17 protein-coding genes are annotated in these 21,409 nt (G+C 59.6%); 10 read left to right on the top strand and 7 right to left on the bottom strand.

Translation table 11 applies throughout. From position 1 onward, the window contains the following. Positions 1-256 precede the first annotated feature (256 nt). Entirely contained in the window at positions 257-1,540 is a 1,284-nt protein-coding gene (locus I2H19_RS07935) for an ATP-binding protein (protein ID WP_195622308.1), read from the top strand. A 237-nt stretch (positions 1,541-1,777) separates the two neighbouring features. On the opposite strand, the gene I2H19_RS07930 is transcribed toward I2H19_RS07935, so the two are convergent. Further along, positions 1,778-3,187, bottom strand: coding sequence for a hypothetical protein (locus I2H19_RS07930; protein ID WP_195622285.1), 1,410 nt, complete (start codon positions 3,185-3,187; stop codon positions 1,778-1,780). Between the two features lie 386 nt (positions 3,188-3,573). On the opposite strand from I2H19_RS07930, the gene I2H19_RS07925 reads away from it, so the two are divergent. Together I2H19_RS07925 and I2H19_RS07920 are read left to right on the top strand one after the other, a co-directional pair. After that, entirely contained in the window at positions 3,574-3,813 is a 240-nt protein-coding gene (locus I2H19_RS07925; protein WP_195622284.1) for a hypothetical protein, read from the top strand. A gap of 85 nt (positions 3,814-3,898) precedes the next feature. Then, entirely contained in the window at positions 3,899-4,624 is a 726-nt protein-coding gene (locus I2H19_RS07920; protein ID WP_195622283.1) for a metallophosphoesterase, read from the top strand. Between the two features lie 121 nt (positions 4,625-4,745). Here the strand turns inward: I2H19_RS07920 and I2H19_RS07915 are convergent, their stop codons facing one another. From I2H19_RS07915 to gluQRS, 3 genes are all read right to left on the bottom strand, one after another. Next, positions 4,746-5,219, bottom strand: a complete 474-nt coding sequence (locus tag I2H19_RS07915) for a GNAT family N-acetyltransferase (RefSeq protein WP_195622282.1) — start codon at positions 5,217-5,219, stop codon at positions 4,746-4,748. Then, positions 5,216-5,482: a type II toxin-antitoxin system TacA family antitoxin gene (locus I2H19_RS07910; protein WP_158550249.1), complete on the bottom strand. Its 267-nt coding sequence runs from the start codon at positions 5,480-5,482 to the stop codon at positions 5,216-5,218. Before I2H19_RS07910 ends, I2H19_RS07915 begins: the two co-directional genes overlap by 4 nt. Positions 5,483-5,587: 105 nt before the next feature. Next, positions 5,588-6,718: a tRNA glutamyl-Q(34) synthetase GluQRS gene (gene gluQRS, locus I2H19_RS07905; RefSeq protein WP_324252741.1), complete on the bottom strand. Its 1,131-nt coding sequence runs from the start codon at positions 6,716-6,718 to the stop codon at positions 5,588-5,590. A 404-nt stretch (positions 6,719-7,122) separates the two neighbouring features. On the opposite strand from gluQRS, the gene I2H19_RS07900 reads away from it, so the two are divergent. Next, positions 7,123-9,069 carry a DUF2207 domain-containing protein gene (locus tag I2H19_RS07900; RefSeq protein WP_195622281.1) on the top strand — a complete coding sequence of 649 codons (1,947 nt, stop codon included), beginning with the start codon at positions 7,123-7,125 and terminating at the stop codon, positions 9,067-9,069. A gap of 515 nt (positions 9,070-9,584) precedes the next feature. On the opposite strand, the gene I2H19_RS07895 is transcribed toward I2H19_RS07900, so the two are convergent. Beyond that, positions 9,585-10,226: a GNAT family N-acetyltransferase gene (locus I2H19_RS07895; protein WP_148332653.1), complete on the bottom strand. Its 642-nt coding sequence runs from the start codon at positions 10,224-10,226 to the stop codon at positions 9,585-9,587. A 277-nt stretch (positions 10,227-10,503) separates the two neighbouring features. Between I2H19_RS07895 and purH the strand changes: the two genes are divergently transcribed. From purH to I2H19_RS07875, 4 genes are all read left to right on the top strand, one after another. Beyond that, positions 10,504-12,111, top strand: a complete 1,608-nt coding sequence (gene purH, locus I2H19_RS07890; RefSeq protein ID WP_195622280.1) for a bifunctional phosphoribosylaminoimidazolecarboxamide formyltransferase/IMP cyclohydrolase — start codon at positions 10,504-10,506, stop codon at positions 12,109-12,111. 105 nt (positions 12,112-12,216) lie between these two features. Beyond that, positions 12,217-12,924 (top strand): hypothetical protein, encoded by a 708-nt coding sequence (locus I2H19_RS07885; protein ID WP_229089848.1) that lies wholly within the window; start codon positions 12,217-12,219, stop codon positions 12,922-12,924. 179 nt (positions 12,925-13,103) lie between these two features. Continuing rightward, on the top strand, positions 13,104-13,775 hold the full coding sequence (locus I2H19_RS07880) for a response regulator transcription factor (RefSeq protein ID WP_195622278.1): 672 nt from the start codon (positions 13,104-13,106) through the stop codon (positions 13,773-13,775). Positions 13,776-13,784: 9 nt separating this feature from the next. Beyond that, complete coding sequence (locus I2H19_RS07875; protein ID WP_195622277.1) at positions 13,785-14,828, top strand: sensor histidine kinase; 1,044 nt, start codon at positions 13,785-13,787, stop codon at positions 14,826-14,828. A 312-nt stretch (positions 14,829-15,140) separates the two neighbouring features. Here I2H19_RS07875 and I2H19_RS07870 read toward each other — a convergent pair whose 3' ends face one another. Next, entirely contained in the window at positions 15,141-15,578 is a 438-nt protein-coding gene (locus tag I2H19_RS07870) for a universal stress protein (RefSeq protein ID WP_195622276.1), read from the bottom strand. Positions 15,579-15,826: 248 nt separating this feature from the next. Here I2H19_RS07870 and I2H19_RS07865 point away from each other — a divergent pair, with 248 nt between their 5' ends. Further along, a complete protein-coding gene (locus I2H19_RS07865; RefSeq protein ID WP_195622275.1) occupies positions 15,827-16,807 on the top strand; it encodes an undecaprenyl-diphosphate phosphatase in 981 nt (326 codons plus the stop codon). A gap of 183 nt (positions 16,808-16,990) precedes the next feature. On the opposite strand, the gene I2H19_RS07860 is transcribed toward I2H19_RS07865, so the two are convergent. Beyond that, positions 16,991-17,989 carry a C-terminal binding protein gene (locus I2H19_RS07860; protein WP_195622274.1) on the bottom strand — a complete coding sequence of 333 codons (999 nt, stop codon included), beginning with the start codon at positions 17,987-17,989 and terminating at the stop codon, positions 16,991-16,993. 273 nt (positions 17,990-18,262) lie between these two features. On the opposite strand from I2H19_RS07860, the gene I2H19_RS07855 reads away from it, so the two are divergent. After that, positions 18,263-21,163 (top strand): ATP-dependent helicase, encoded by a 2,901-nt coding sequence (locus tag I2H19_RS07855; protein ID WP_195622273.1) that lies wholly within the window; start codon positions 18,263-18,265, stop codon positions 21,161-21,163. Positions 21,164-21,409 lie beyond the last annotated feature (246 nt).

Here is a 21,409-nt window from a genome sequence, read left to right as displayed (position 1 = left end):
CTACCTAGATTTGTTTCGTTCGAGAGGGGCGAGGTGGCATGGGGATGCTAATGGGGCGGAGACTCTGTAAAGAGCTGGCATTGGTCGTTGCCACGTGGCCTGCTGCTTTGCATGGCCTCGCCGGAATCCGACCGCAAATGGCTCCGAGGAGAGTCTGCAAGTTCTTATCGTTGCGTGAGAAAAACTTGCAGAATTCGCAAATCTTTGTCATGCTGTGAGAAAAACTTGCAGATTGGGGCGGGCGATGGATAGACGGATGGTTCCTAGAAATCGATATCTCGAAAAGTTGATCGCCTTTCGTGATGCGGATGTCATCAAGGTCGTAACGGGTATGCGCCGTTGTGGCAAATCGACGCTTCTGGACATGATGCGCAAACATTTGGAGGATAACGGCGTTCCATCCGAGTGTCTTTTGACCTTTAAGATGGAGTCGTTTGAGCTGGAGGGCGTGCGTGATTGGCGAGAGCTTTACCGCCACGTCGACGGCCTAATGCCTGCTGGCAAGAGGTGCTATCTCTTCTTCGACGAGCTCCAGGAGGTTGCCGGATGGGAGAAGGCGATTAACGCACTTCGTGTCGACCGGGACTGCGATATATATGTTACGGGTTCGAATGCTTTTCTCCTCTCGTCAGAGATTGCGACCTTAATCTCGGGCAGGTATGTCGAGATTCGGATGCATCCGCTCACTTTTTCGGAATATGTCGACTTTCTTGGTCCGACTGACGTCACGAATAGGCTCGTTGTTTTTGGTCGGGAGGACATCGTTGCGCTCGACGATCTTCTCGACCGTTATCTTACGTTTGGAGGCCTGCCGTTTCTCGCTGCTTCAAAGCTACCGGAGCAGGAAATGAAGGACTATATCTGGAGCACGTACCAAACAATCGTCGGGCGCGACATTTTGGCTCGCGAGGCGCGTCGGGGTAGACGGTCGGTGACGAGCAGGAGTGTGCTCGACCGCGTCACTTCCTACTTGGCTGATAACATTTCAAACCCGACATCAATTAATAAGATCGTTGGAACGCTGGCAGAGAACGGGGCGAAGTCCTCGCACGGCGTCGTGGACACTTGTGTGTCTGCCCTTGAGGAGACCTATATCTTCTCGCACGCGCGCCGATTTGATATTAAGGGTCGGGACATTTTGAAGACCGGTGGCAAGTTCTACATTGAGGATCTGGGGCTTCGAGCTTTCTTGGATGGGTATCGCGGCAGCGACAGCGGGCGTGTTCTCGAAAATGCCGTTTACAATCGCCTTGTCTATGACGGATACCAGGTCTTCACGGGTCATCTTCGAGATGCCGAAATCGACTTTGTTGCGATAGGCGACGGCTCGGATCGTAAGTTTATTCAGGTCACAGAGTCGATTGACGAGGAGGCGACGCGTAAGCGCGAGCTGCGTCCATTTGAGCTCAGGTCGCTCGAGAAGATTACCGGCGGTTACGAGAAGATCGTCGTCGTTCGCCGGGGAAGCCATCCGACCGACATTGACGGCATCAAAATCGTTTCTGCAGTCGATTTCCTGATGGGCAGACTTGGGGTTTAGAGCGTTTGGGGGTATAGCGTGCGTTGTCGCCCAAGAGTTATTGGAGGAGCGTGCCTGCTATTACGACGTATTCTTTGCCGGTCAAGATAAGTATCGAAACCTTGCCTATGCGCTTGTACTTGCCGAGCTGACGTATAAGGAGTCGCGTGCATATCGTTATCAAGCTAAAAAATCAGCGCGCAAGTACGCTGTGCATAAGCGACGCCCTTGCGCGCTGATAATTTGCTTAAGTGCCTACTAACCCATAAGAACTGCGAGTTTCATAGAGTTCTCAACTGCGGTGTAGCTCATAGCGCCTTTGCCGACCTTTTGCGGATCGTAATCGGATTGTTGGATGACACCGCTGTACTGGGCAACGACGTTTTCAAATGCGGGGCTATCGAGAAACTTGTGAGGATCGGTTTTCCAATACACCTTCCCCTGATCATCTGCTTCCATCAATGCACGGAGGCCGCAGACTAGGGGGTAGATAAAGCCCTCGGGTACAGGGTTACCAGCCTCGTTTTTAAAGAAGGGGGTTCGGTATTCATCACGACTGTTTTTAAGGCTCTTGACGGCGCCGATTTTTCCGTAGCTTCCGGTTTTGTTGTAGTACTTGGGGAAGCGCGAATAGATTTCATCGTATAGACCGGGGAGGTCCGTAGCCACTTTGAGTGCGCTAAGAACTTGCGGATTCTTGAGTTCGCGGCGCGCCGAGCCAGAGGCTCTGGTTACTCGATCATCTCTCATCAGTTGCAAAAACTTCTCCTGGCATTTTTCCTTACCGCTATAGACTAGAGGAGGTTGCGGCGCTTCGATATCGCCAGAGGTGACGGTACTTGAGATGAGCGATAGCGGGATCCAGGAGAGCGCGACAAGCTTTCTTGATTCAATGGGCTTGCCGTCGTTAGTCTTCCAGCTGATGTTGCCTGCAAATTCAGGGTACTTTTCGACAAAGAGGGCTTTAAAGGAATCAAAAAGACCTTCCTGATTGCCTTTGGTGCCCTGTGTGAGCTGGGCGTTATTGTTGCGGGCATCGCAGATTTCCAAAAGCGACGTGCGGAAGTTTTCAACGCAGAGCGCATCGCTGGGGTCGGTGGGAACGAGCAATTCAACGGGAATCGAGAAGTTGAGAGTGCTTATGCCTTGCTCTTTGAGGGCTGTTTTGTCTTCACGGAGGAGCGACAGGTATTCTTCAATGTCGGCTCGACGAATTGTCCATGTCTGTTTGAATGAGTCCCAGATTGAAACTTCGCTCTTTTTGGGGGGTCGATTACCGAGCGCAAGTTCTGCTTCACTGAGAATGTAGCTGCCGATGGCGAGGGTGTTATGTCCGCCGTCGAGAATCCCCTCGACCTCATCGTGGGGAGTGAAGCTCAAGCGATAACGTCCACGCTCAAGGGGCTCATAGCTCGAAGATGCGAGCAAAATTCCCTTTGACTTAAAAGGGAATAGTTTCTGCGCAGGGGAAAGTTCATCCGCGCGGATAGAGGCCTGAATAGCATCGGTTACCGATCCCAAGCGAGAGTTGCGAGGGTTGGCATCGAGGTCGAGCGTATCAATTATTTGGATAAGAGATTTGGGGGACATCAAGCCGACGACCTTTTTTATATCCCCAAGCTTTTGCACGTAGCTGTCGGTAAATCGAACAATAATGTCGGTGCTCATAGCGAAACCCTTTCGTCTAAAGTAGTCAAAACAACAGGCCTGCGCTCTTGGAGTGCCGGAGATTGAAAGGGAGCATCGCTAACAAAAAAAGCTGGTCTCCCAGCTCTAGACGAAAGCCATAACGGTGATCGGGCGTTATGGTGTTGTGCCTAGAGACGTCCGTCTCATCTTCCAGCCCCTATCCAGGAAGCTTGATCGAAGGATCTCACTGACCGAGGAAGAGATCAAGGTCCTCGGGGAAATAAATCGGACTGCTTTTTGTGAACGGTAGGCAAGTGACGGCGATCGGCATTTGTGTCCGCACGGCATGTGACACTTAACCTGCCGTCCTGCTCTGCCGCGGCGGCATGTACCCAAACAACGACTCTCTAAGGAGTTCGATATTGATGAGTGACAACACCAAGCATCTCGCAAAGAAGTGCGTTAAGGACGCGGGGCCGTGCCTCGCGCTGTGCGTAGCCGGAGCAGCGGTCGCGCTGCTGGCTGTTCTGGGGCCATTTGACGTGCTCCGAAGTGCCAGTTCCCTGCACGTTTGCATGGCCCTTGCCGGCGCCATGATGACCGGCGGCGTGCTCGATCTGGTTTTTTGGGTGCTTGATCTGTTTGGATGGAAGAACGAAGGGTAAGCCCTAAGGGATGGAAGGGCTGGAACGGTTGGCTTAGTGATCGTGCAGAATGTGGGCTAGCGACTTGCAGGGAAGTGGTAATCCGATGACGGTCTATGTGACGGGCGATATTCACAGCGGCCTCGACATGCAAAAGCTGCGCGATTGGGACCTTGGAGATAGCCTGACGAGTGACGACTATCTCATCGTCGCCGGCGACTTTGGCTTTCCCTGGGATTTTTCTGCCGAGGAGTGCGCCGATATCGCCTGGCTGGAGTCGCGCCCCTATACCGTGCTGTTCGTTGACGGCAACCACGAGCGTTTCGATCACTGGGCGGAACGACCCATGGAGTTGTGGCACGGTGGGCTGACGCAGCGCCTGTCGGATACCTCTCCCATACGGCGCCTGACGCGTGGCGAGGTTTTTGAACTCGACGGCTCAACGATCTTTACCATGGGCGGCGCCACGAGCGTGGACAAGGAATACCGCATTCCGTATTCCAGCTGGTGGCCGCAGGAGCTGCCGGACGAGCGCAACTTTGAGGAGGCACGGACAAAGCTCGACAGCTTGGGCTGGAAGGTCGACTACGTGATTACCCATACCTGCGCTACGCACATGCTTTCGCCCACGCTCTATCCGGCGCGCGGCTGGGATTGCCCCGGCGTTGATCGACTCACGGCATTTTTCGATGAGCTGGAAGATCGCTTGGACTACAAGCGCTGGTACTACGGGCATTTTCATCGGGATGCAAACCCGGCCGAGCGCCATACCGTGCTCTACGACTGCATCGTTTGCTTGGGTGACGAACTCCAGCCCTGGGATGTTGCGTAGGGGCGGGCGTAGCGAGCACTTCATACGATGCCTTGGATAGTTACCCTACATTTCAGTGTAATCTTTATTTGTAAGGTAACTTAAGGCATACTGGGAGCTGGAGGAGATGTCGCCTGACAATCTAGAGTTTCAGCGCCATTCGGTTGGTGCCGGGTAGGGTGGCGAAGCCAAAATGTTCATAGAATGCTGCCGCCTTATCATCTACTGGATCGACAACCAAAGCTCGCGCTCCTGCCAGAGCAGAGATTTTCAAGGCGTTTTCGATGGCATCTTTGAGTAGTGAAGCTCCAAGACCAAGCCCCTTGAACTTCTCATCGACCCCCATCATTCCAAGCAGTACCGTAGGAACTTGGGAGGGGGAGTTTCGCACGAACCATCCTCCATCAACATTTTCGCGAGCCACGGAGTGCGTGCACAGCGTATAAAACCCAGCGACTGCGTCGTCGCAATACGATGCGTATATAACCGCTGATCCTCTTCTTCGCGCCGAGGCTGATCTGTTTTTAGCCCATCCGTCTACAAGAGTATTTCCACAGTGGAAAGCCTCGATGCCTTGACCAACGGGGAGTTGAACGGGCTTGGTAAATGTGCTCATTCCCAAACCGCTTTACGGTCGAGCAGCGCTTTTGCAGCTTGAGGCATGGGGGAATCGAGCATTTCGCAAAATGCATCGAAACCATCAGGAGAAAGATAGGTTGTTGACGCCTCGGCGATATCACGTGCGGAGCTCTCGTCAAGGTGAGCTGTGGCCCATTGGGTGAGAGTTTGGCCACGTAAGGCTGCGGCGCGCTCGTAAGTAAGGCGTTGACGTTCGGTCAACCTTAGATCCATGCGGCGTTGTTTCTCAATCGTTGGCATAGCAAAAACCTCCTTTGCACAATTGTACGGAATTATTCCGTACATAACAAGACGCAGAATTATGTCCTCGCTGAAGGGGGGGGCGAGGGGGAGGGGCGTATTTGGCTACTCGACCGTTACAGTGATGTTCTCGCGATGCGCGCGGATGACATCCCAGCTAAAGTGCTCGACCAGCTGCTCGGCAGAACGCGGCGTGGTGTCCGGTGCGATGCCCGTTTGCCCGGCGAGCCAGCCCAGCAGTGCCTCGGGTGTGCCAAAGCGGGTACGGAGCTCGCCCAGGTCTAGGTCGCGGTCGCGCTTGGAAAGGCGGCGGCCGTCCGGTGACATGAGCAGCGGAATATGTGCGTAGTGCGGTGTGGGCAGTCCCAGCAGATGTTGCAGATAGATCTGGCGCGACGTGGAACCAAGCAGGTCGCATCCGCGTACGATCTCGGTGACGCCCATGGCAGCGTCGTCGACCACCACGGCCAGCTGATAGGCAAACACGCCGTCGCTGCGGCGCACCAAAAAGTCGCCGCACTCGGTGGCGAGTGCCTCGCATTGGGCTCCGTACGTGCGGTCAACGAATTCGACCACATCGTCTGCGAGGTCGTCGACGGCGGGCACGCGCAGGCGCGTGGCCGGAGCACGCAGGATGCTGCGGCGGGCAACCTCCTCGGCAGAAAGGCCTCGGCAGGCGCCGCGGTAGATGGGTGTGCCGTCGCTGGCATGCGGCGCGCTCGCGGCGTGGAGCTCGGCGCGCGTGCAAAAGCAGGGATAGGTGAGGTCGGCGTCTTGTAGCTGGTGCAAGGCGCTCTCGTACAGGTCAAGGCGATCGTGCTGGTAGTAGGGGCCTTCGTCCCACTCGAGCCCTAGCCAGGCCAGGTCGTCAATCAGTTGAGCGGCAAGTTCCGGGCGCTTGCAGCGATCGTCTAGGTCCTCGATGCGCAACACGATGCTGCCGCCTTGGCTGCGGGCCGAAAGCCATGCGCACAGGCAGCTGAACACGTTGCCCAGGTGCATGCGGCCCGAGGGCGACGGGGCGAAGCGGCCCACGACGGGCGCGAGGGCGGGGGCGAGCTTGCTGTTGGGCGCCGTCGATGTGGCCACAGCGGGCGTTGTTATGTTGCGTGCGTTGATATCCATGCGGACGAGTATAGCGCGGGGCGCGGTGGGGGAGACGCTGCCGTGGCCTGCAAGTTGCCGAGGCCGCGCGTTGCGCGTGCCGGACCACCGGCTCGACAGCTCGATCGCCACCCGCCAGCCCAACCCCTCAAACGACAGAAACCCCGGCAGCTCTTCGCAACTACCGGGGTCTCCGCGGAAAAGGGGGACATGATCCTCAAGCGAACGGCAAAGGGGCAAACCGTTTTCGCTCAACTGCTTTATGCCCCTCGGTTGGCGGCTCAATCAACGCGTGCCGCGCCCACACAAAGCCGCTACACCTGTGATGGAGCTATGAAGTGGTATCTATTGCTGGCGCTGGCCATGCCAAGGGTGTCCCTAATGACTAGTCATTTAAGAACGTCCCCAATGACTAGCTGCCGGGCGCGGGCGTGACTTTTGTCCCAATTGACGCCCCGCTTACCTAGACGGTCGTGTCGTACGCTCGCAAACGTGGGACAATAACGCTGTTGATATCACAGATAAAGGATGTGCCTATGAACACCCTCGCCGCCAAAGTCAGCCGGCAGCGCCACCTGTTTTCGCGATTCGCTTCCGTCTGCGCGCTCGTTGCGCTTGCGTTGTTGCTGCTGCCTGCCGCCGCGCACGCCGACGGCTACTCCATGACCCAAACCTATATCGGTGCCACGGTTGAAGCCGATGGATCGCTGACCGTTGTAGAGGGGCGCCAGTTTGATTTCGATGACGACATCAACGGCGTGTTTTGGGAGATCAATACGGGAGCCAACCAGCAGGGCGGCACGGCGGGCGTCGATGTGCAGAGTGTCGAGGAAGAGGACACCGCGTTTAACAAAGTCGATAGCGCGAACAAGGGCGACTCTGGCGTCTATACGGTCGAGCAGACCGGTGACGGCGTAAGGATTAAGGTGTTCAGCCCTCACGAGAGCGGCGACAGCGCGATCTATTACGTGAGCTACACCATGACCGGTGCGGTTATGAACTGGGCCGATACCGCCGAGCTCTACTGGAAGTTCGTGGGTGACGGCTGGTCTGCGGATTCCGACGATGTCGAGATGGAAGTGTACTTCGCAAATGCCGCTGCCGGGACGGCGGCCGTCAAGGGCGATAACTTCCGCGCATGGGGCCACGGCCCGTTGACGGGCGACGTATCGCTCGATGCGGACGAACCCATGGTCACCTACACCATTCCGTGCGTGCACGAGGGTGAGTTTGCCGAGGCACGCATCGCCTTCCCCAGCGACTGGGTGCCGCAGCTTGCCGCCTCGGGCGAAGAGCGCATGTCAACGATCCTGAGCGAAGAGAAGGAATGGGCCGACGAAGCTAACGCCCGCCGTGAGCACGCGCGTGCGGTTGCCGGCGCGATTGCCGTGATGTGTGTTGTTGTGGCGGTTGCCTATACCGGTGTAATCGTGATGCTCAAGCTGCGCAGGCCCAAGCCCAAGCCGCTCTTCCAGGACGAGTACTTCCGCGATGTGCCCTCCGCCGATCATCCCGCGGTGCTTGCAACTCTTATGAGCTGGAACGACGTGCCCGATCAGGCATATATCGCCACGCTGATGAAGCTGACCGACGACCGCGTGATCAAGCTGGAAGAAGCGACCGAGACCAAGAAGAAGGGTCTGCTCCGTCGCGAAAAAGAGGAGCAGACGTATCGCATCACAGTGACCGACGAGGCCTGGAAGGCTGCCAAGAAGGACGGCATCGACCGCGACGTACTCAAGGTCTTCTTCGCTGGCGTTAAGCCCGATAAGGACGGAGTCCGTTCGCGCACGTTTAGCGAGCTGGAGGAATACGCTAGCGAGCGCACCACATCTGTTGGCGACAAGCTCGAGGACTATCAGAGCACGGTTAAGGGCAAGCTGGAGGCGCGCGAGCTTATCGCCTCGGACGGCACCGTCGCCCTGGTTGCCGGCTTGGTTCTCGGCATCATCATTGTCTTTGGCATTTTGGGCTCTCTGTTCTATACCGACTTTGCGGACGCCAACGTCGGTGCCGCTATGATCTCGATCCCCGTCACGATTGTGGGCTTTGTCCTGAGCTGCACCTTCCGCCGCTTTACGCCGGAGGGCGCCGAGGTGGCGGCTCGCTGCAAGGCGCTTAAGCATTGGCTCGAGGACTTCACGCGTCTAAAGGAAGCCGTCCCCGGCGATTTGGTCCTATGGAATAAACTTCTGGTGATGGGCGCGGCGCTTGGCGTTTCGAAGGAAGTCCTGCGTCAGCTTGCCGAGGCTGTTCCTCCCGAGGTGCGCGAGGCCGACGGTTTCTACGACAATTATCCCTGCTACTGGTGGTACTACCATCACTACGGAAACCAGTCCCCGCTCGATTCGTTCGATGACGTGTATCACGAGAGCATCCGTGAGCTGGCTTCGAGTTCCGATAGCTCGAGCGGCGGCGGTGGCGGCGGCTTCTCGGGCGGCGGAGGCGGCGGCGTCGGCGGAGGCGGCGGCGGAACATTCTAGCGAGCGCTTGCTTTGGGGTGGATCTTACTGGGCGGTTGCCAGGGAAGATTCATCCCATTTTTGCGCATCGAAACGGGCCATACTTTCCGCTGCGGACCTTCGCGCAAGGGGCAGTGGGCAAAAAATGCCAAATATGAGTACTGTTGCCTAGCTTGTCACATTTATTTTTACAAAAAATGGACTCCTAACGATATTATTTCTCGTTAGGAGTCCATTTTATTGTACATTCGGGGAGATACGTTAGTTCATCCGGCGCGTCGAGACGCCTAAGAGACCCGAAAAAGCCGAATTGCGCTGCTACTAAAAAGGTAACAGTACTCATATTTGATGTTTTTTGTCCACAGCCATTTGCAGGCCCCCTATAGGGCGATGCCAACGAGGGCTTCGGCGGCCGTTTTGCTCAAGACTGTCCCCAGCGACTAGTCATTTAAGAACGTCCCCAATGACTAGGTGTGGTTGCTGCCAAGGAGTGTCCCGGGGTGCCGGCATAAAAGGAACGTCCCTAACTGCCAGGTTTAGGCTGTTAGGTCGAGTTCGTAGAGGAAGCTTTCGCGCGGCATGTCGTGGCGGCGCTCTTCGCGGTTGGCGCGGTGCGTGGCCGTGCGCTTAAAGCCGTGCAACTCGTAGAACTTCCACGAGCAGTTGGAGTCGGTGTACAGGTGCGCCCTCGTCGCTCCAAGCGAGGACAGGTGCGAGACCGCGGCATCGAGCAGAACCGTGCCAACGCCCAGGCCATGGACATCGCGATCCACGGCAAGCAGCGTGACCTCGTTGTCGTGCGGCAACGGGCTGCTCTCGAGCAGGCGGTTGTTGGTTCGGATGGTTGCGCGCACAAACGAGAGATACTCGGCGCAGGCATCAGGCTCCAGCTCACGCATCTGCGATAGCAGTGCGCGTTCGGTATCCATCCAATGCTCGTTGATAGTGACGCCGGAGTTCTGTCCTGCGCGTGCAAGTGCAATGCCGCGCGCCTCGCCGTCAATCACCGCAACCTGCGAAAACGTCGATGACGAAAGGCAATAGGCGAGGTCGCACGCGGCCTCAAGGCGGTTGTACTCATCGTTATCCGAATTGTTATGCCAAAGCTGCTGCAGAATCAGCGCGATGGCGTCGAAGTCTTCGGTATCAAACGGTCGGTAGAGAACCCGCGAGACCATGGTGCCTCTTTCTTTCGCGGATGCATATCGAGCACAGTTCTACCACGCCATTGGCATCAAATTATGGTGCCCCTGTGTTCCATGAACTCACCGTGCTCGGTGCCGTGCCCATCCCCTCCGCTCGCAAACTTTTTCTGCACATGCGCCCGTTGCGGGGTGCATCGATGCGCTCGATGCGCTACATTAAATCAGTATTTTCATTGCCGCTGCGCGAGCGCTGCAGATCGACGTATCACCGACTCACAGAGCACGGCGGCGTACCAGACAGGAGGACTGCATGGGATCTGATGTGAAGATCGCACGCGCGTTGATCTCGGTTACCGATAAGACGGGCGTCGTCGATTTCGCACGGACGCTGGTCGATGACTTTGGCGTCGAGATCATCTCTACGGGCGGCACGGCTCGTGCCATCGAGGACGCGGGCGTTCCCGTAACCCCCATCGAGGAGTTCACGGGCTACCCCGAGATGATGGACGGCCGCGTTAAGACCCTGCACCCCAAGGTTCACGGCGCGCTGCTGGCCCGCCGCGATTCCGAGCAGCACATGCAGGAGGCCGCTCAGCACGGCATTAAGCTGATCGACCTGGTCGTCGTCAACCTGTACGAGTTCGAGAAGACCGTCGCCAACCCCGAGGTCACCTTCGCGGACGCCATCGAGCACATCGACATCGGTGGCCCCTCCATGCTGCGCTCTGCCGCCAAGAACGCCACGAGCGTTACCGTCATTTCCGACCCGGCCGACTATGATGCCGTCCTGGCCGAGATGCACGAGACCGGTGGCTGCACCACGCTTTCCACTCGTCGTCGCCTGCAGGTGAAGGTCTACCAGACCACCGCCGCCTACGACACGGCTATCTCCCGTTGGCTTGCCGCCCAGGCAAGCGACGTGGCGGACACTTCTGCCAAGCTTGAGATCTCGCTGGAGAAGGTCGACGACCTGCGCTATGGCGAGAATCCTCAGCAGAAGGCTACGGTCTATCGCTTTGCCGAGGGCTGCGAGAATACCGCGAGCTCGCAGTTCCCGCTCGTTGGCTCCGAGCAGATCCAGGGCAAGCCGCTCAGCTACAACAACTATCTGGATGCCGACGCCGCTTGGAACCTGGTCCGCGAGTTCGACGAGCCTGCCTGCGTGATCCTCAAGCATCAGAACCCCTGCGGCTCCGCCGCGGCCGAGGACATCACGGCCGCCTACGACCGCGCGTTTGCCTGCGATCCCAAGAGCGCCTTTGGCGGCATCATCGCCTGCAACCGCGAGGTTCCCTATGAGCTGGTCGAGCACTTCGCCGATCAGAACAAGCAGTTCGTCGAGGTTATCATCGCCCCGAGCTACACTGCCGAGGCGCTCGAGCGCATGGCCAAGCGCCCCAACCTGCGCGTGCTGGCTACCGGCGGCGTGGACCACGGCGCCCAGGTGGAGCTGCGCTCCGTCGACGGCGGCATGCTGGTGCAGGAAGTCGACCACGTGACCGAGGATCCCGCGACCTTCACGTTTCCCACCGACCGCAAGCCCACTGACGCCGAGATGGCCGAGCTCGAGTTTGCCTGGAAGGTCTGCAAGGGCGTCAAGTCCAACGCCATCCTGGTCTCCAAGGGTAAGGCCGGCATTGGTATGGGCCCGGGTCAGCCCAACCGCGTTGACTCTGCACTGCTTGCCTGCGAGCGCGCCGAGGACTTCTGCGAGCGCGAGGGCGTGGAGAAGGGCGGCTTTGCCTGTGCAAGCGACGCGTTCTTCCCGTTCCGCGACAACGTCGACGTGCTTGCCGCGCACGGCGTGACCTGCATCATTCAGCCCGGCGGCTCCAAGCGCGACGACGAGAGCGTCCAGGCCTGCAACGAGCATGGCATTGCGATGGTCTTTACGGGGGCCAGGCATTTCCGTCACTAAGTTTCGCCCTGGGACAAAATAATCTTTGCAAAAGACGGCTGCTCCGTTTGGAGGGCCGTCTTTTTGGTATAAGAGGACGGAATGACTAACACGAAAGGTACAACCATGCCCCAGATTGATGATGCCGAGCTGTTTGGCAATGCCGAGGATCAGCGTGCGTACGAGGACTTTTGCGCCAATCAGGAGGCGGTCGAGAAGTTCACGCTCGATAAGCCCGCGCTTATCTGCCGCTGGCGCATGTCCAACAAAAAGGTACCCATGCTCAACCGCCACATCCGTGCGCTGTCCGAGCGCTTGGTGCAGGGCGAGCCGCTCACCCACAACATGCTCAGCTGGGCCAAGCAACACGTTGAGTGGTCGCTTGCCGAGGGCGACTACACCGCCCACGACGGCGTGCTCATGCTGGTGATCGATGTGAACGGCAATGCCGCCATGACGGTGGGGGAGTACGAGCCGCTGGCCGACACGTCGGCCAAGGCACTGCGCGCCCGTTCTGCCGAGGCCCGCTCCGAGGCCGACGAGACCGGCGTGGCACCCGAGCTGCTCGCTGCCGTCAACAACGGCGAGCTGGCCTTTGTGGCGCCGGCGGACGAGTGCCTGTGCGGTACGGCGACGCTCATCGAGCAGCTGGCCCAAACCAAGGACATGCCGGTCACGCGCGTGGATATCCCCGCTCAGCTCAAGGGCGCACTGTTCCTGGTGAGCGACGAGCACGGCGTGGTCCCCGCCACCGACGTTGACGCAACCGAGGCAGACGCCGCCACGGTCGCCTTCTTTGCCGACGGCTACGAAAAGCTCCGCGCCCGCCGCTAAATGATTTTTCTGGGACGGGGATTAAAAAATCATTTTGGCCCCCGTATACGTTGCGAGCGCGAGACGTGCCCAACGCCACCGCTCGCGAACAGTTCTGTCACCTTGGCACCGCGCGTGGCGCACGCCTGCGGGTTCGCGGCCATAATGGTGGCAAGACAACCAAGAGGGGAGCGTAATCCATGGCGCTGATCTATATCGTTGAGGACGACGAACCCATCCGCCGCGAGCTCGTCGACATCCTGGCCCGTGCCGGCTTTACGGTCGAGGCCTGCGAATCGTTTGAGCATGTCTCGCGCGACATTTTGGCCGCAACGCCCGACCTGGTGCTGCTCGACCTCACGCTTCCCGTCAAAGACGGCCAGCATATCTGCCATGAAGTCCGCCGCGAGTCCGAGGTCCCCATCATCGTCCTCACGTCGCGTACAACCGAGATCGACGAGGTCATGGCCATGACACTCGGCGCGGACGACTTTGTCCCCAAGCCCTACAGCGCCCGTGTGCTCGTGGCGCGCATCGATGCGCTGCTGCGTCGCACCTCGGCGGCCGGCGAGCGCAGCACGCTCGTCCACAAGGGGCTGGAGCTCGACCTTGCCCGCTCCGCGGTCACCAACACGGCAACCGGCGACAGCACCGAACTCACCAAAAATGAGCTGCGCATTCTGTCGCTACTCCTGAGCCGCGCGGGCAAAATCGTCTCGCGCTCGGCCATCATGCAGGACCTGTGGGACTCCGATGCCTTTGTGGACGACAATACGCTCACCGTCAACATCAACCGCCTGCGCACTACGCTCGAAAAAATCGGCATCAAGGGGTATCTGACCACGCACCGCGGCCAGGGCTATTCGGTCTAGGGGCCGGCCATGTCGTTTGCCAAGTTCTTTAAAGACGCGCTGCTCCCCGTCGCCGTATGGACGTGCGGCGTGCTGTTGAGCTGCTTTGTGCTGACGGTCGCCGGGGCGCCTGTCTCTATCGTGGTCATTGCGGTCGGCGTGTCTCTTATCTTTGGCATGCTCGGCATTGTGATCGAGTACGCGCGCCGTCGTCGTTTTCTGCGCCAGCTGGAGCGCGCGGCCGAGGAGCTGGAGAGCCCCGCTTGGGTGCAGGAGATGGTGCAGTGTCCGACCTATGCCGAGGGCGAGCTCGAGTACGAGGTCCTGCGCCGCGTGGGCAAGGCGGCTTGCGATGAGGTAGCGGAAGGTCGCCGCCAGACCGACGACTATCGTGACTATATCGAGAGCTGGGTCCACGAGGCCAAGCTGCCCCTGGCGGCAGCCCATCTGATCTTGGAAAACCTGGACGGCAGCGAAGACGACCTGTCGCGCGTGGATGACCTGGGTCGCGAGCTGGCCCGCGTGGAGCGCTACATCGACCAGGCGCTCTACTATGCGCGCTCGGAAGTCGTGGAGCGCGACTATCTGATTCGCCGCTGGAGCCTCAAGGCCCTGGTGACGGGCGCGATTAAGGCCAACGCGCGCGAGCTCATCGCGGCGCACGTGGCACCGGTGTGTGAGAACCTCGACTTTGAGGTCTTTACCGACGAGAAGTGGCTCGAGTTTATTCTGGGCCAACTCATCCAGAACAGCATTAAATACGCGCGCGAGGACGGTGCGAAGATCACGTTTTCGGGCGCGCTGCTGGACGAAGGCCAGGCGAGCGAGCGCATCGAGCTTACCGTTGCCGACAATGGTTGCGGAGTGAGCGCAGCTGACCTGCCCCGCGTGTTCGAGAAGGGCTTTACCGGCGACAACGGCCGCACGACCAAGCGCGCAACGGGCATCGGCCTCTACTTGGTGGCGCGCCTATGCTCCAAAATGGGCATCGCCGTCACCGCAGCCTCCGACCCCGGCAAAGGATTCACCGTAACCTTTGCCTTCTCAACGAACAAGTTCCAATACTTCGAGTAGCCGGGCCGTCTTGCGGTGCGGACGGCTATGTTCCCGAACGTGAACTTAGCTAAGGCAACTGGCGCTATGTTCCCGAACGTGAACATAACTATGAGGCTCAAATGGATCTCCCAAAACAAAAACGTGCCGCCCCAAACAAAACGCGCCGTCCCAAACGGGGCGGCACGCCATTTTTTTATCAGCCAACTCGTTGAAGTACGGTGACGAAGGCGCAAGGCCGGGAGGGGTTATCTAAGCCGACATCCCGCAGCCGCGAAGCGGCGAGGACGTCGGCGTGATAACCCCGCAGGCCTTGCGCCGACGGGAAGGAACCTACTTCACGACCAAGATGTCGCAGTCCGTGTTACGCAGCAGGAACGTCGAAATCGAGCCCAGCAGCGCATACTTAATCGAGGATAGGCCGCGGGCACCGCAGAGCACCAGGTCGGGCTTGACCACGTCGAGCATCTCGTCCTTGAGCGTCTCGCGAATACGACCGGCGCGAATCATGACCTCGACCTCGGGAATATCGGGATTGGCCTTGGCCTCTTCGAGCTGCTTGGCAATGGAGCTATTAAAGGCCTCCTCTAGGCCGTTGACCAGGTCGACCGGGTAGGAGCCGGCGCTCTCGAGCGCCGTGGAGTCAATCACGTGACCAATAATCAGCTTGGCACCGTTGTTTGCGGCGACCTTGATGGCGCGTGCGAGCACAAAATCCTGCTGCTCAGTACCGTCGAGTGAAACAAATACCTTGGTGTAGCCCTCGTTCATGGTTTCCTCCTTGGTCTATTGCACGGGCGCGGGGCTCGTGCATCGGGCGGGCGCGGGCGCGTTGGCCGCCGGACACTTTATCTTGTTGCAGTTATACCCAAGGATTTCGGTTTGACCGCTCGCAATTCTGTGAACGGGCGAGTTTTTTGGTAAGGGTAGGCGCAGGCGCGCCGCCAACGGTTGATAATGGGACATCGCCCGCACCGTCCGCAGAACAATATCGGCGGGTGTCTAACGAGGGGGTCCCTTTGGATATTATCGAGCTTCTAAAATCTGCCTTCATGGGCCTGGTCGAGGGCATCACCGAATGGTTGCCGGTTTCGTCGACGGGCCACATGATCTTGGTGGACGAGTTCGTCAAGATGAACGTGAGCGAGACGTTCTGGAATATGTTCCTGGTCGTGATTCAGCTTGGTGCCATTCTGGCCGTCTGTGTGCTGTTCTTCCATGAGCTCAATCCGTTCTCGCCCAGCAAGGGCAAGGAGGGCCGTCGCGACACCTGGGTGCTGTGGGGCAAGATTGTGCTCGGCTGCATTCCTGCGGCGGCGATCGGTCTGCCGCTCAACGACTGGATGGAGGAGCATTTCTACAATGCTCCCGTCGTGGCGCTGGCGCTCATTGTGTACGGCGTGCTGTTTATCGTGATCGAGAACTGGCGCGCGAGCAAGCGCGAGGAAATGGCCGTTGCCGGTTCGTTTGGTTCGCGTGCTGTGGTGTCGGGTGGACGTCCCGCCGGTGCGCACTTTGCGGCGCCCGCCGCGGCTACCGCTGAGGATGAGGACGATGACGATAACCTGGACTTTGGCTCCATCGCCACGCTCGAGGACCTGAGCTGGAAGACTGCGCTGGGTATCGGCTGCTTCCAGGTGCTTTCGCTGGTGCCTGGTACGTCTCGCTCCGGTTCTACCATCATCGGCGGCCTGCTGCTGGGCTGCACGCGCTCGGTGGCGTCTAAGTTCACGTTCTTCCTGGCTATTCCCGTTATGTTCGGTGCGAGCGCGCTCAAGCTGGTCAAGTACTTCATTAAGGGCGGCACGTTTGGCGCCAACGAGGTCGCCATCTTGGGCGTGGGCTGCGTCGTGGCCTTTGTGGTTTCGCTCATCGCCATCAAGTGGCTCATGGGCTTTGTCCGTCGTCACGACTTTAAGTGCTTCGGCGTCTACCGCATCGTCCTGGGCATCGTGGTGCTCGCATACTTCTTCGTCTTGGAGCCTATGCTCGGCCTGTAACTTGGTTGACGCTGCGCGGCGGCCAGAGCGACAGCTTGTCATTCAAAGAGGGCGGCATGACCAAAAGGTCTATGCCGCCCTCTTTTCATGCCAATTTGTTCGCTCTGGCCGCCGCTCGCTGCCGTTACCATGGCATCGGCGGTTCCGTGATTGGTGCATTGGGGTCAGGTTACTTTGCACCAATTATTCGGTAACGGTGTGTTCGGGCTTGCGGTTAAAGACGAGCTTGTCTACTACGGCCTGCAGCGACATGCGACGGACGGTGTCGTAGGCTTCCTGCGTGCTGTACGCACAATGGGGCGTGACAATGCAGCGCGGGTGTGAGATCAGAGCCTGGTTGGGCGCGGTCTCATCGGCGAGCACGTCGAGCGCGGCGCCGCAGATGCCGCGCGTGCCACCGCTGGCGATGCCCTCGTCCAACGCGGCGACTAGGGCATTCTCATCCACGATGGGCCCGCGGGCCGTGTTAATCAAAAATGCCGTGGGTTTCATAAGCGCAAGTTCGCGCTTGCCAATCAGCTTCTCGGTCTCGGGAATCAGCGGACAATGCAGGCTGACGATATCCGATGCGCCGAGCAGTTCATCGAGCGTTTGAGCCTTGGCGCAACCGGCGGCGGCAAGCTCTTCTGCCGTCTTGGTCGGCGCCCACACCAGTACCTTCATGCCGAGCGCTTGCGCGATGGGCACAACAGCACGCGCGATGCTGCCAAAAAAGACCAATCCCAACGTGCGGCCCTGCGTGCGATGCATGGTGTAGCCGGCAAGTGGATTCCAGGCGCCGTCGCGCACGTCGCGGTTGAGCAACGTGACCTGTCGCATCAAGTCAAGCATCAAGGCGATGGCGTGTTGAGCGACGTCGTCCGAGCAGTACCCGGGACAGTTGGTGACGGTAATGCCGTAGGAGGCCAGACGATTTACTGCCACATGGTTCAGGCCGATGGACATGTTCGAGACGACGCGCATTCCCGCGCCTGCCATAGCGTCGGCACATGCATCGTCAACGGGACCGAACTCGCCGACAAAGCCCTCGCAGCCTGCCAGCTGCTCGGCAGTGGGGCAGACATTGGGCTCGTGCGCGCAGCCAACCAACTCAATCTGGTCGCCGCCTTCGATTGCGTCGAGCGCCGCCTGACCCGCCTCGGTCGAACCGTCGACCATGTAATAGAGCACCTTATGCTTCACAGAGGTCCTCCTGCCATGTGGGGATGAGGTAGAAGTGGTAGATATTCTAGCCCTCCAAGCCAATCGAAGTTGCGGTGGAATAGTTCCTGTTTGGGGGCCAGAAGGCTGGTTTCAGGAACTATTTCACCGCAACTTATTTGGGGCGCTTGGGTGGTGGCGGTGCGCGGAGTCGTGGTGTGATTTGCGTCGGTGTCCGCGCGGGTCGGTATACTGGTACGGCTCAAACTATGGCGCCGCCCGCAGGCGCGCCGTCCGTCAGATGAGGAGTCGCCCATGACCCAGCCCCTGCCCTGGGAAAAGAACACTGCCGCGCCCGTGCCGCCCGCGCCGGAACCCGTGCCGCTCGATGCATACACCGCCCCCGCTGCGCCGGAGCCCGAGCTCGTTCCGCTCGACATCTACGACGCTCCCGCGCCGGCGCCCAAGCCCGCCAAGCCGCTCGTCGACATCGACAGTCTTAATCCCGCCCAGCGCGAGGCGGTCCTGACCACCGAGGGCCCGCTGCTGGTGCTCGCCGGCGCCGGCTCGGGCAAGACCCGCGTCCTGACCTTCCGCATCGCACATATGCTCGGCGACCTGGGCGTTAAGCCTTGGCAGGTTCTTGCCATTACGTTTACCAACAAGGCCGCGGCCGAGATGCGCGAGCGTCTGGCGGCGCTCATTCCCAGCGGCACCCGCGGCATGTGGGTGTGCACCTTCCATGCCATGTGCGTGCGCATGCTGCGCGAGGACGCCGACCTGCTGGGCTACACCGGCCAGTTCACCATCTACGATGACGATGACTCAAAGCGCATGGTGCGTGACATTATGCAGGCGCTCGGCATCGAGCAAAAGCAGTTCCCCATCAACATGATCCGCAGCAAGATCAGCTCGGCCAAAAACGCCATGATCGGGCCCGAGGACATGCTCAAATCCGCTGACAGCCCCAATGACAAAAAGGCCGCGCAGGTCTACCTGGAGCTGGAGCGCCGCCTGCGCGCCGCCAACGCGATGGACTTCGACGACCTGCTCGTGCGCACGCTCGAGCTGCTGCGCACCCGCCCCGAGGTGCTCGATAAGTACCAGGAGCGCTTCCGCTACATTAGCGTCGACGAGTATCAGGACACCAACCACGTCCAGTACGAGATCGCCAACCTGCTGGCCGCCAAGTACCAAAACCTCATGGTCGTGGGCGACGATGACCAGTCCATTTACAGCTGGCGTGGCGCCGACATCACCAACATCCTGGACTTTGAGAAGGACTTTAAAAACTGCAAGACCGTTAAGCTGGAGCAGAACTATCGTTCCACGGGTCACATCCTGAGCGCCGCCAATGCCGTGGTGCGCCACAACTCGCAGCGCAAGGACAAGCGCCTGTTTACGGCCGAGGGCGATGGCGAGAAGATTCAGGCTTTCCAGGCAAGCGACGAGCGCGACGAGGGTCGCTGGATTGCCGGCGAGATCGAGAAGCTGCATGCCAAGGGTACGAGCTACGACGATATCGCCGTGTTCTACCGCACCAACGCCCAGTCGCGTATCCTCGAAGATATGTTCCTGCGCGCGGGCGTGCCCTACAAAATCGTCGGCGGCACGCGATTCTTCGACCGCGCCGAGATTCGCGACGTCATGGCCTACCTCAAGATGATTGTGAATCCGGCAGATGAGATGAGCGTCAAGCGTGTCATCAATACGCCGCGACGCGGTATCGGCTCCACCTCGATCCAAAAGATTGAGCAGCTGGCGCGCGATAACCGCTGCTCGTTCTTCCAGGCCTGCGAGATCGCGACGGCCGAGACGGGCATGTTTAGCGCCAAGGTGCGTAACGGCCTGTCGAGTTTTGTGGCGCTGGTGCGCGAGGGCCGTCGCATGGACGGCGAGCTCAAGGACGTCGTCGAGATGATTGTCGACAAAACGGGCCTGCTGCAGGCGTTCCGCGCCGAGGGCACCATGGAGTCTGAGAGCCGCGCCGAGAACATCCAGGAATTCTTGGGCGTTGCAGCCGAATTTGAGGAGACGCACGAGGATATCGAGGGTACGCTCGAGAGCTTGGAAGAGCTGCGTGCGGCTGGCGTTGCCGATGTGCCCGCTGGCGCTGAGCCCGAGCCCGTCGTGGTGAGCGCGCCCGCACCGGAGCCAGGACCGTCTGCGCCTGCGTCTTCGTTTGAGGCATTGGTCGGCGCCCGTGACGCCGCTGGCTCCAATCCGCTCGACAGTCTGGTGGCTCCGGCGCTCTCTCCGCAGGATGCTCTGGCTGCCGCCATCGCGGGCAACGCGTATGCCGCGCCGACGGAGATGCCGGCGGGTGCCGTGCATGCCGACGAGATCGAGCGCACCTACGGCCCGCTCACCTGCAAGGCGCTGCCGGCACTCATGGAGTGGCTGGCCCTGCGCTCCGACTTGGATTCCCTGGCCGGCGAGACACATGCCATCACCATGATGACCATCCACTCCGCTAAGGGCCTGGAGTTCCCCGCGGTGTTCGTGGCCGGCATGGAGGAGGGTATCTTCCCGCACGTGCACGACTTTGGCGGTAGTGACGATCCGGGCAAGCTCGAGGAAGAGCGTCGCCTGGCCTACGTCGCCATCACGCGTGCTCGCAAGCGCCTGTTCCTGACCTATGCGGCCACGCGTCGCACTTACGGCTCGACCTCTGCCAACCCGCGCTCGCGCTTCCTCAACGAGATTCCGTTCGAGGACATCGAGTTTAGCGGCATCGGTTCTGCCGGTTTTGAGGGCACGGGCTGGGAGAAACGCGGCGACCGTCACGGCACCTTTGGCTCGGGCATGGGCTCGGATATGTATGGCGGCAAGGTGTTTGGCTCGCATACGCGCTCGACCGGCGGTTCCGGTTCGCGCGGCGGATCGAGCTTCGACGATTTCTTTGGCGGCAGCAGCTATGGGACCGAGCGCCATCGTGGGGTCTCGCCCGACGCCGGCCGTGTTGCCTCGACCTTTGGCTCGGGCGCGCCGCGAGCCAAAAAGCCGTCGTCCAAGGTGTCGCCGACGGTGGAGCGCAAGGTCGATCGCGCCAGCGCGTCGCAGGACTTTGCCGCGGGCGATACCGTGAGCCACAAGACCTTTGGCACGGGTACCGTGATCTCGGTCGCCGGAGACATGATCGAGGTGCAGTTCGAAAAAACCGGCCAGACCAAAAAGCTCATGAAGGGCTTCGCACCTATCGTCAAGCTGTCGTAATCCCAGCGGACCTGGGCGGGCGTATAGGGCAACATCGCCTGCTCGGACAGTCCTGCGCAAGACGGAGAGCACATTAAGTGCTCTCCTTTGCGTTCAAGACTTTAGTCTGCTGGCCGCGCAGCGGCCAGCTTTAAACCACCCGCTACGCGGGTGGAGACAAACGGCTTTGCAAAGCCACCCCTCCGACCGATATTGACGATTGTTCAGGCCGTCAAGAATTCGAGTCGAAGGGGTGGTCGCCATGGC

This window comes from Collinsella aerofaciens (assembly GCF_015560135.1).
Taxonomy (GTDB): Bacteria; Actinomycetota; Coriobacteriia; order Coriobacteriales; family Coriobacteriaceae; genus Collinsella; species Collinsella aerofaciens_AN.
Note: the sequence above shows the minus strand (reverse complement) of the source record. Positions and strands in the feature narration are given on the sequence as shown.